Annotated in this window: 8 protein-coding genes; 2 read left to right on the top strand and 6 right to left on the bottom strand. The window is 61.5% G+C overall.

Annotated elements, in window-relative coordinates; genetic code table 11:
• The 3 genes from GGQ96_RS16930 to GGQ96_RS16920 form a co-directional block, all read right to left on the bottom strand.
• Nucleotides 1-211, bottom strand: a 211-nt coding sequence (locus GGQ96_RS16930; protein WP_184116620.1) for a hypothetical protein, incomplete at its 3' end; no start/stop codon positions are given.
• 36 nt (nucleotides 212-247) lie between these two features.
• A complete protein-coding gene (locus GGQ96_RS16925; RefSeq protein ID WP_066773332.1) occupies nucleotides 248-1108 on the bottom strand; it encodes a DUF7146 domain-containing protein in 861 nt (286 codons plus the stop codon).
• Entirely contained in the window at nucleotides 1105-1347 is a 243-nt protein-coding gene (locus GGQ96_RS16920; RefSeq protein WP_066773330.1) for a hypothetical protein, read from the bottom strand. The genes GGQ96_RS16925 and GGQ96_RS16920 overlap by 4 nt, the downstream gene beginning before the upstream one ends.
• Nucleotides 1348-1588: 241 nt before the next feature.
• On the opposite strand from GGQ96_RS16920, the gene GGQ96_RS16915 reads away from it, so the two are divergent.
• The gene (locus tag GGQ96_RS16915) at nucleotides 1589-1858 is read left to right on the top strand and encodes a hypothetical protein (protein ID WP_066773327.1); all 270 of its coding nucleotides are present in this window, start codon (nucleotides 1589-1591) and stop codon (nucleotides 1856-1858) included.
• A 40-nt stretch (nucleotides 1859-1898) separates the two neighbouring features.
• On the opposite strand, the gene GGQ96_RS16910 is transcribed toward GGQ96_RS16915, so the two are convergent.
• Nucleotides 1899-3191 carry a hypothetical protein gene (locus GGQ96_RS16910; protein WP_066773324.1) on the bottom strand — a complete coding sequence of 431 codons (1293 nt, stop codon included), beginning with the start codon at nucleotides 3189-3191 and terminating at the stop codon, nucleotides 1899-1901.
• A 27-nt stretch (nucleotides 3192-3218) separates the two neighbouring features.
• Here GGQ96_RS16910 and GGQ96_RS16905 point away from each other — a divergent pair, with 27 nt between their 5' ends.
• Nucleotides 3219-4193, top strand: a complete 975-nt coding sequence (locus tag GGQ96_RS16905; RefSeq protein WP_231728698.1) for a lytic transglycosylase domain-containing protein — start codon at nucleotides 3219-3221, stop codon at nucleotides 4191-4193.
• Nucleotides 4194-4338: 145 nt separating this feature from the next.
• Here the strand turns inward: GGQ96_RS16905 and GGQ96_RS16900 are convergent, their stop codons facing one another.
• Nucleotides 4339-5157, bottom strand: coding sequence for a helix-turn-helix domain-containing protein (locus GGQ96_RS16900; RefSeq protein ID WP_082731323.1), 819 nt, complete (start codon nucleotides 5155-5157; stop codon nucleotides 4339-4341).
• A 446-nt stretch (nucleotides 5158-5603) separates the two neighbouring features.
• The gene (locus GGQ96_RS16895; protein WP_066773312.1) at nucleotides 5604-6461 is read right to left on the bottom strand and encodes a replication initiator protein A; all 858 of its coding nucleotides are present in this window, start codon (nucleotides 6459-6461) and stop codon (nucleotides 5604-5606) included.
• Between the last annotated feature and the right edge of the window lie 496 nt (nucleotides 6462-6957).

Here is a 6957-nt window from a genome sequence, read left to right as displayed (position 1 = left end):
CACGAAACTTAATATACTTTGCGGCAACGCTCAGGCTTTTGTTGACCATTTGTTCCGACTGCCGCTGTCCATATGACAAACCTTGAGGTGCCCCCGTCATGGCGTTGTTGAGCGCGCGCCGCGTGATCGGCTCGCCAGACGCCAGTGCGAGCGCGATCGTGAGCGCGGCCGGTCGGTCGGTGACAGGCGGCAAGTCGAGGAGGTCGGACATGGAAGGCTCCCTTGGTCATGCTGCCATTCCGGCAGCTCACCGCCTCCCTCCCCCTCCCCTCTCTTTCGCCTCGAGCACCTCCGCCCAATCCTTGTAGGGCGCCGGCGGAAAGTCCGGCACGACGGTCAGGGTGTCGGACGCATATTGTTCGATGCTGCGCGCCACAGCGCGTCGCCCAGCGAGATCGCGATCCGCAGCCAGGATCAGCCGGGTGACCGACGATGGAATGGCCAGAAGGTCGAGTCGTCGTGACCCGAACGAAGACCAACAGGGGAGGCCACGCAGTCGCGACCATGCTTGGGCACTCTCGAAACCCTCTGCGAGCCCTATCGTCGAGGCCAGACCACCGCCACGCCACGCGCCATTGCCGAGGGTCCCGAGCGTCTGCTTCTCGGTGTAGGCGCTCGTTGCGGGATCGATGAAAATCCTTTGGAAAGCGACCAGGCGGTCAGCTTCGCGAACGGCGACGAGCAGTGCTGGCTTGAACACGGTGAGCGGCTTCGGCCCGAGTGGGCAGCGCGGGTGAAAGCGAATGTCGGTCGGCAGCGGTAGCAGGAAGCGCGACGCGAGATAGCGCTCCGCGCAGGTTCCTGGCACGCCACGAGCCTCATTCCATAATCGCTCGATATTGGCGGTGCCTCCTGCGCGGGTCACCTTGGGTGGCTCATAGCGCTGGCCTAGCGGTATGCGGTCGAGCTCGCGCAGGATGTCGGCAGGGTCGCAACCCGCAAAGCAGGTCACAAGGATGCCTCGATCGCCTTGTCGGAGTGACAGGCTTGGCGTCTTGTCCGTATGCGCTGGGCAGCGGCACGTCGCGACGTTCCGGTGCCAAGTTCCCCCGAGCGCGCCGACGAGGTCGACCAGCTTCTGTGACGGACGATTGGCGATCAGGGTCATGCCGGATCCCCCTCGCGTCGCATCGTCTTCGTCAGGCGCGCGATCACATATGCAGCGTCCCGCGCGGCGAAATAGCTGTCGATCGCGTCGTCGTCGTGGAGGGGGACGACATCGGCGTTCGGTTCGGACCGGCTCCGTACATAAGCCGCTAGGGCCGTGCGGGCCGATCGTTCACTGGGATGCACGTCGGTTTGATCGCGACCGTCGACGTCGCGGATGAAGAGCAGGAAGCGTTCCATGGCGAGCGGACCTCGTACCTGGCCGCCTGTACCGGCGAACCATTACCGCAAGGGAATGTCGGGCCACCCGAGCAGCCCATCCTTTCTCCCCCCCTCCGCTCTTCCTCTACCCCTGTTAAATCAGGGCTGATTTCGTATCCGTCCCGTTTACCCAGCGCTAAGCCCAGCCAAGTAGGGTGCTCTAGGAACTAGAATCGATCCGTGCTTGTTTGTCGACGCACGGCCTTAAAAAGAGGTGTGGATGTCTCAGTTTTCGCCAGTCGAGATCGCGAACTGGGTCGCCATCTATCTGGCGGCAGGAATCTGCTGCGGAATCGCCATGGTCATGTCAGTTTCGGTGACGCTTCACGAGATGTGGCAGGCCAAGGTCTGGCAAGATGCCCGCACGATCCGCGGTGCGGCTCTGCTGCTTCCGAAGACATGGTGGCGCTGGCAGAAGCTCTACCTACTTTCCACGCCCGTTACACTTGGCATAGTCTGTTACTTCGCCGCGACGATGAACTGGGGTTGATCCTCAGAGCCTGCAATTATTTAGCGGTCCAACGAGGCTTTTAGAGCCTCATCGCATTGGCGATTTGAATGCCCGCAGCATCGTCCTCGATATCACTCGGGCGTAATGTGAGCAGATCGCCCAGGTGGCGCATGCGCGGGTGGGTCACCGCCTTTGCGGCGAGATAATCGTCGTTGTCGAACCCCATCGCTTCCACAACGAGCGTGCGCAGCTCCCCGGTTTCGCGGGATCTCCCCTCGAGGACGAAGTCCGGACGACATGGGCCATCTGGTGTCATGGTATCGAAGAGCGGCTTTCCGATCGCCAGATCAATTGACTGCGAACGGAGAAGCCGTTGGGCTTCCAAGATCCGCTTGAGGGTTTTCCGCTCGAAATCCGACTCCACCGGAACGAACAGCCGGCCATTGTAAATCGGCTGTGCGTACCCCCGCAGCGGCGCATACCCATGGGCCTCCGGGTACTCGCCGGCGACAACCAGCACGAGGAACGGGCCGCTGATCCTGTTACCCCGCACCGATGGTGACTGAACCCGATTAGCGATTTCCACGGGAGGACCATCGGGCACGTAGATTTTGTGCCCTTGGATCGCGGTCGCATAGAGCAGGACGAAGCCTTGCGGCGCATGCGCCTTTGGCCAGTTTTCCGCGAGGCGTCGCAGCGTTGCATACACGACCTTGGCCTCGAGCGGCCGGGCGTGCGTCCAGATGGCGCGGCCTAACTCGATGCCGGGAGCAATCTCGATCTTTCCCGCCGCGCCGAGGATGGCGGCAAAGGCCTCCTTGATCGACCACTCCGGACCTGCGCCGATCGGCGGGACGCTGTTGGATCCGGCCGTGTCCATTAGCCGCCATAGAAGGCGAGCCAGCCGCGGCGTCGACGCGTTTCGCGTCCGATCGTCGTTGCTGTCTTCTTCCGGCCGTTGCGAGAGCTTCTCCGGCGCGGGCCTGAGCACCTCGAAAAAGCCAGCAGGCGGGTCGGTGGGCGTGTTGGGGGACCGGATCTCGGTGATCCGGTTGGTCACCTGGTCGCGGAAGAACGGGCAGTCTGCGCGATGCTCGGGACGTTTCTCGCTGGTCAGACGTCGAAGATAGTAGGTCTCCGCCTCGGACAGGAACGCGGGTGTGAGGATCGGTGGGGCCGCCTCCGCTCCAAGGCAATTGCAGGCGATCCAGCGGTGACCGATGCGCGCGTTCTGAACGAGCGTGATGCCGGCCTGCTCGTCGTGGAAGGTGCCTTTGCCCACGTACCAGCGTACCAGCGCCTCCCGCAGCGGCTGCGGAAGCTTGATGCGATTTGGACCTTTTCCGTCAGTGTCTCGATGGATCAACCACATGCTCGAAGAGCCTTTGGGCGACGTTTCTTGACCAGTTTCGCCCTCGGCCCCGGTCTTGACAAGGGCAAATCTCTTGATCTCCACTCTTTTAAACAGGGGGTCGAGGAGGTTTTTGTGCAGAAGTTTTACGCCGGTGTGGCGATCGCGAGCGTGGCGCTGGCCACATCTGCTTCGGCCGCGCCTGAAAAGCGCGGCAAGGTTCGGCGCGTTGAGCTGATCTCGATGACCACCGCGTCGGCGCTGCCAATGGCGGAGGGTGATGGCGGACCCGCCGATGACCTCCCAGCACCTGACCTCCCGCCTGAGTTCAAGGTGCACGATCTAAGCCGCCGCTACGTTGAGTTTCGGATGAAGCAGGAGCTCGCGTCGATCTTTCCCGAGGTCAGCGTATCCGACAGCCTGGCCCCGGCTGTAGCGGCGACGTCCTCCATCAGCGTGCCCGATTGGATGAAACCGGGCGTCGGATCGTTTACGGCGCCAGCCTTCGTTCCCGGCTGTGCTCCGCTCGCGTATCGGCCGTCAGGGTTTCTCTCGCGCGAGGCCGAAAGTCGGCGGGCAATTTACTATGGCATGATGAGCTCGATCGCCTGCGAACACGGCATTCCAACTGGGCTCTTCGACGCGATGATAATTCGCGAGAGCCGCTACAATCCAACAGCTCTATCGCCGAAAAACGCCTTCGGCTTCGCGCAGCTGATGCCCGGCACTGCGATGGGGCTCGGCGTGAACCGGTTCGATCCCTACCAGAACATGCGTGGCGGTGCCCGATACCTCCGCCAGCAGCTCGATAAGTTCGGCCGCGTGCAGCTCGCGCTCGCTGCCTATAATGCCGGTCCTGGCCGAGTGCGCGGGGGTCTCGTCCCCCGGATCACCGAAACGCAGGCCTATGTAACCGACATCATCGCCAATTGGTCGAGATTGACCGCAGCGCCTGGGTCACAAGCACTTCGTTCGACCTTGCCACAACCTGCCTATCGCTCGGTCGCACTCGCGCAATTCTGACCTCTCAGCGTTCGCGCCCTGCCGATGATCGACGCCAGAAAACGCATGCTCCTTTCGGGAGCAATGCGACGGCGTAGCCGGCGCTCCGACAGTCAGTCTTCGGGCCGCCGTCGAGATGCGCGTTGCGGTTTCGTTGCTCTCGCCGTCAGGCGTGAACGCCTTGGCCGGCTAGGCCAAGTCTTTCTGAGCTAATGATATATGAATCTAGGAGCGGTTGCAGGCCAGGTTGGCACTCGCTCTCTTTGGCATCGATCGCGGCGCCGAGGCGCGCGAGAACCTTGCCTAGTTGGCCGTCGACCGTCGCCAACGCATATTCCCGACGCGACAGTGAGCTGAGCATCGCGGCCGTCTGCTCGATCCGCTCGGCTTCCTGCTGGACGACATCCGCGGGCAAAGGAGCCGGACGCAGCCAGCGCGGAAGGTGAGCCTCGATCCAGGCCGGCATGAGCATGCGGTACGCATTGCTGGTTTGCTTATAGCGTGGTCCAACGCCGTCGATCTCGACGCGTTTGAAGCGACGCTGGGCAAGAACGAAGCCGAGTTCGGTCAGAAGCGCAAGTGCGCGGATGACGGTGCGGCGTCCGATACCGACAGTCTCGGCCAGATACTCGAGGGTGGGGTACACACGGCCTGCTTGGACTCGCGCGATCCTGAGCAATGCCTCGAGGACCGCCAGCGTGTTACGGCTGAAGCGCAGGATAGCGGCCTCCCGCGGTGTCGGCTCTCGTTCTTCGTGCGCGATCCTTGCGCGCAGGTTCGCCCGTCCCGCGCTCAGCGCCGCAGCGCGCTTGTAGATCCGGTCGGTTTCACCTTTGCTGGGACGCGAAAAGAAGGCGTCTTCGAACGTACCAGCCTCGATGCTGTCGCGCCGCACGGGCGCCCCAGTGCGGTGGGTTGCGCCAGATCGCGACGGCTTCCGCTTGAAGCGGGCACCGCCGAGCACGGCCAGAGCCGCCTCTGCCATTGTTATTGCAGCCAATTTCCTGCCCTCACATTGGGCCGGGACCGGGGCAAAACTCGTCCGTGGCGCGAAGCGCGCAACCCTTGAACCGAAGCTCGGAAACCAGTATATCTTGAGCGTTCAACGGCTCTTTCGATGCTTGCCGGCATCGGACATAGCGGTCTCAGGGTGCCCGGCCTCGTGCCGGGCATTCGTTTATGTGGTCACAGCCATTCCCAATTTTTCCAGGCCGCGGACTGCGACCCAGGCGGCCGCATAGTGGCGCACGATAGCCATTCGCGAAACACGCGTGATTCGTGCTTTCGACAACATTAGGCGGCTAATGTTCGTGCTTTTGAAAACACGTAGGCTGCCCCGTCCCGCGCCACGGGACAACAATTCGTGCTTTTGGAAACGCGAGAAGTTGGTGGCGCCGTGTTTGGAGTCGGCTTTCGTCGAATCGAAAACGTCTATGACGAGAGGCGCTTCACCGTGCTCTCTGGAATGATTTTGACGAGGTATTCGCGGACTGTTCGCCCGGCTGCCGTCACCGTTCCGAGACCTTGATCCTCGATCTCAAATCGAAAGCCTGGGATCGGGTCCTCTTTGATGGTTTTCGTAAGTGCGAATTTGAATTGGCGCGAGGATCCTTGGTAGCCCATCTGCAGCCGCAGATCCTCAAGCGGAATGGTAGTCTGACCGTCAACGCACAGCGATCGGGCAACCTCATAGAGTCGACGTTCGACCGGGCCGAGCTGGAAGTAGGTGGATGCGTATTCGAGGACCTGGCGGTCGACCATGATAGCCCGATACAGCCAGTCACAGAGGCGAATTTTGACCGCCTTCAGGCGCTTCACGCCACCTTCGCCCTTGCTGTATTGCAGCTTGGCCTCTTGTAGCCACGAGAAAAAGCCCTCCTCGCCTTCCCCGCCTGCTTCGATGTTGGTCTTGATCTGTGTGCCTTGAAGTCGCTCAAGAGCCTCAGACAATCTTGTGTAGGACCTAGCCGACTTGTTGACGCCGGTGACGCTGAAAAGGTCGTTCGCACTGAAGCTGAACTCCTGCCCAATGGCCTTCCCTGCCTCTACCTTGGAAACCATTAGGCTGGCGATATAGAGCAGGATTTCCTTGTCGTAGATCGTGGCCACCCCTTTTGGTCCCGGCCCGATTTCGATCGAGATGTCACCCTTTTTATAGGTAAGCGGTTGCATCCAGGCCTTCTTCGCCAACGCGAAGAACGGCCATGCCATGAGTGACCGCTCTCCGCGGACTGGTCCGTGGAGAGGACTGTCGAGCAGAAAAAGCTCGCCCTGTTCTTGCTCCGCCATTGTCAACTTACCTTCATGTGTCTCGGCATTCGCCGAGGAGAGCGGATCGGGTTCAGCCGGGATCCCCAGTGACCTCGACGCTCTCGTGTTTTTGATAATTCGCTTCCGGCGCTCTCGCGTTTTTGAAAGCACGAAAATTCGGCCGCTGGCGTTTCCGAAAGCACGAAATCCGACCCCAAAACCGGCTTTCTAGGCCCTGTTTCTGCCGATTTCGGACAGGTCCAGGCCGCCCGGCCGCCCTTCTTCGTGCTTTTGAAAACGCGAGAGGCTGTGTCGGTGTAGCGGTCGGTAAGGGGGGTCTGGATTACGGAAGCGTAAGCCATGCCTTGCCGTAGCACCGTGTCGGCTTCGGCTCAAACGGCATCATCCCCGTTTGCTGATGCACACGGTCCTCCAGCCCGCGTTCAACCTCCCCCTCCCCTTCCGATCCCGGGGGGCGTCAGATGCTCTAGGAGCCCTAAGGGACGCGAGATGGCAGGGCGGCGGGAGGTCTGTC

Origin of the sequence: Sphingomonas abaci (assembly GCF_014199625.1) — a bacterium.
GTDB classification, from domain to species: domain Bacteria; phylum Pseudomonadota; class Alphaproteobacteria; order Sphingomonadales; family Sphingomonadaceae; genus Sphingomonas; species Sphingomonas abaci.
Note: the sequence above shows the minus strand (reverse complement) of the source record. Positions and strands in the feature narration are given on the sequence as shown.

Bases quoted from the DNA above. Each gene is read 5' to 3' on its own strand.
- GGQ96_RS16925 (WP_066773332.1), bottom strand. From the start codon at position 1,108: ATGACCCTGATCGCCAATCGTCCGTCACAGAAGCTGGTCGACCTCGTC.
- GGQ96_RS16920 (WP_066773330.1), bottom strand. From the start codon at position 1,347: ATGGAACGCTTCCTGCTCTTCATCCGCGACGTCGACGGTCGCGATCAA.
- GGQ96_RS16915 (WP_066773327.1), top strand. From the start codon at position 1,589: ATGTCTCAGTTTTCGCCAGTCGAGATCGCGAACTGGGTCGCCATCTAT.
- GGQ96_RS16910 (WP_066773324.1), bottom strand. From the start codon at position 3,191: ATGTGGTTGATCCATCGAGACACTGACGGAAAAGGTCCAAATCGCATC.
- GGQ96_RS16900 (WP_082731323.1), bottom strand. From the start codon at position 5,157: ATGGCAGAGGCGGCTCTGGCCGTGCTCGGCGGTGCCCGCTTCAAGCGG.
- GGQ96_RS16895 (WP_066773312.1), bottom strand. From the start codon at position 6,461: ATGGCGGAGCAAGAACAGGGCGAGCTTTTTCTGCTCGACAGTCCTCTC.